This is a genomic window from Streptomyces sp. HSW2009, from assembly GCF_040240285.1.
Classification (GTDB): Bacteria; Actinomycetota; Actinomycetes; order Streptomycetales; family Streptomycetaceae; genus Streptomyces.
Map to the genome: position 1 here is coordinate 1 of NZ_JBEHZD010000808.1, position 2587 is coordinate 2587.

At 73.6% G+C, this 2587-nt stretch carries 3 protein-coding genes; 2 read left to right on the plus strand and 1 reads right to left on the minus strand.

The window, feature by feature from the left end; all coding sequences use genetic code 11:
* Positions 1-181, minus strand: a 181-nt coding sequence (locus AAHZ94_RS32415) for a hypothetical protein (RefSeq protein WP_349997284.1), incomplete at its 3' end; no start/stop codon positions are given.
* 466 nt (positions 182-647) lie between these two features.
* On the opposite strand from AAHZ94_RS32415, the gene AAHZ94_RS32420 reads away from it, so the two are divergent.
* Together AAHZ94_RS32420 and AAHZ94_RS32425 are read left to right on the plus strand one after the other, a co-directional pair.
* Positions 648-1220, plus strand: a complete 573-nt coding sequence (locus AAHZ94_RS32420) for a M48 metallopeptidase family protein (RefSeq protein WP_349997286.1) — start codon at positions 648-650, stop codon at positions 1218-1220.
* Between the two features lie 796 nt (positions 1221-2016).
* Positions 2017-2587 (plus strand): TerD family protein (locus tag AAHZ94_RS32425; protein WP_349997285.1); only part of this gene is annotated, 571 nt, incomplete at its 3' end.

Consider the following 2587-nt stretch of genomic DNA (forward strand, 5'->3'; position numbering starts at 1 on the left):
GGCCCCCGGGCCCGCGGCGGGGGGGGCGGGGCCGGCCCCCCCGGGGGGGGGGGGGGGGGGGGGCCCGCTTGGGGGGGGGGGGGGGGGGGGGGCCGGGGGGGGGCGGCGTGCCCGGTGCGGGTGGTCCCGGGCGGGGTGTCGAACCGGTGGTCCGTGGTGGTGTCGGGCGTGTGGTGTGCATCGTTCCCCCTTCTTGTGCGCTGCCTTCTTGTGCTCTGCGTCGGCCACCCGCACCAGGGACGGTCGTGTGTGGTGGGCCGTGGGTGGGGCGGGGCCGGTGGTGCCCGGCGTTCGCCGCCCGGTGGACCGGTCGGGGTGCCGGGCCCGCTGGCGCGGGCGGTCTCGTAGGGCGGCGCACGGGGCGCCGGCCGTCCTGTCGTGGGGCTGAGTGGTTCCAGCATGGGCACGGCGCTCGATCGCTGTCGGGAGTTATCCACAGGCGGTCGCGTTCGTCGTACAAGCTGAATGGGCGTGCGGATCGTTCGACCGCTATCCGCGTGCGGGGCGGGACTTCACACACCGCTAGCGGGTAACGTCGGGGCGTGTCCGCTGACCCGCCCCCTCGCCGTTCGCCGAGAAGCCGCCCGGGTGCTGGACCTGCCAGCACGAGCTGGGGGAGCGCCGCCGGGGAGACCCCGTTGCAGAGCGTGCCCCGCACCCAGCGCCTGCCCCCCGATCCGCAGCAGCGCAGCCTCCAGGCGAGCTCCGTGGAGATCCGACGCAGCAGCCGCCGGCGCCGTACGGTCTCCGCCTACCGCGAGGGTGACCGCACCATCGTGCTGCTCCCGGCCCGCATGTCGGAGGCGGAGGAGCAGCGCTGGGTGGGTGTGATGCTCGACAAGCTCGCCGCCCAGGAGAGCAAGCGGATGCTGGGCGACGCCGAGCTCGCGGCCCGCGCCGAACTCCTCTCCGACCAGTACCTGGGCGGCCGGGCGAGGCCGAACACCGTCCGCTGGGTCACCAACCAGAACACCCGCTGGGCCTCCTGCACCCCCGCCGAAGGCAGCATCCGGCTCTCCCACCGGCTCCAGGGCATGCCCGGCTACGTCCTCGACTACGTGCTGTTGCACGAGTTGGCGCACCTGCTGGTGCCGGGCCACGGGGCGGAGTTCTGGCGGCTGCTCGACGCGTACCCCCGTACGGAGCGGGCGCGTGGCTACCTGGACGGCGTCGTGGCCGCGGACCGGTTGCCGCACCTCCCGGAGGCACGGGGCGAGTAGCGCGCCCCCTCCGTCCCCCACCACCCGTAACGCCCCCGCGCGCCACAGCCACGCCCCACCACAACCCCAGCCCGCAGCCAGCGCCACGCCCCTACGGCGACACACCCCGGCCCGCAGTCACAGGTCACAGGTCACAGGCATCGCCGTCACCACACCCACCGCCTTGGCTGCGCCCCACACCCACCCACCGCATGCCCACCCACCGCATGCCCACCCACCGCGCGCGCACCCGCCCGACCTCGCGGATTCCGAGGACCCACCCACGCGCGCCCGCGCCCGTCTGGTTGGGCCAGAGAGCCGCCGGGCGCCCGCCCCGAGAAACCCACCCACGCGCGCGTACGCGCCCCGCACCCCGTACACACCCACACCCCGTACACACCCACACCCACCCTCCGCCCACCCCGCGGATTCCGGGACCCACCCCCACAAGCACCCACCCACCCACCCATTCCGCACCCACCCCGCGCCCCCGGGACCCACCCCGTACGCACCCGGCCCTCACCCACTCCGCAAAACCACCCCACCCCAACCCCCCACCCCAACCCCCCACCCACTCCCCGCCGTGCCAACCATGTACCAGCCTCGTATCGGTCGTGTGCCGTGGACGGGGCTTGGCCCGGGGCGGCGCGGGGTCTCGTGGTGGGGTTGGGGCGGTGCTCACGGGGGCGGGGGCGGTGGTGTTCGGTGGGGTGTTGCGTGGTGGGGGCCGTCGCCCCGGTATCCCCGATCCGAACGGTCAGCGGTTAGCCTGACGCGCAACGAACTCACGGTTTCGGGATGGGGGACGGCGTTACGTATGGCCAGGGAATTCCAGCGCGGCCACAAGGCCAAGATCAGCGATCTGACGGCAGGGAGGGACCTGTACGTCGGTGTGCAGGTCGCGGGGCCCGGGCTCACCTTCGACATCAGTTGCTTCGGGCTTGACGCCGACGAGCGGCTCTCCGACGACCGTTACTTCATCTTCTTCAACCAGCCCAAGTCGCCCGAGGAAGCGATCCAGCAACTGGGCACCCAGGCCGGCGACACCGAGTCCTTCCGGGTCACCCTGGACAGCATCCCGGCGCACATCCAGAAGCTGTCGTTCACCGCGACCATCGACGGCGCCGGCCAGATGTCGCAGGTCGGGCCGGGGTACATCCGCATCGTCGCGGGCGGTGAGGAGGTCGCGCGCTACGCGTTCACCGGTGCGGAGTTCAGCACCGAGCGCGCCGTGATGCTCGGCGACTTCTACCTCAAGGACGTCTGGCGGTTCGCCGCCGTCGGCCAGGGCTTCGACGGCGGACTCGAAGCGCTGCTGAAGAACTTCGGCGGCGAGGTGGCGGAAGAGGAGCCCGCGCCGGCGCCCGCTCCCGCCGCGGGCGCCGCCC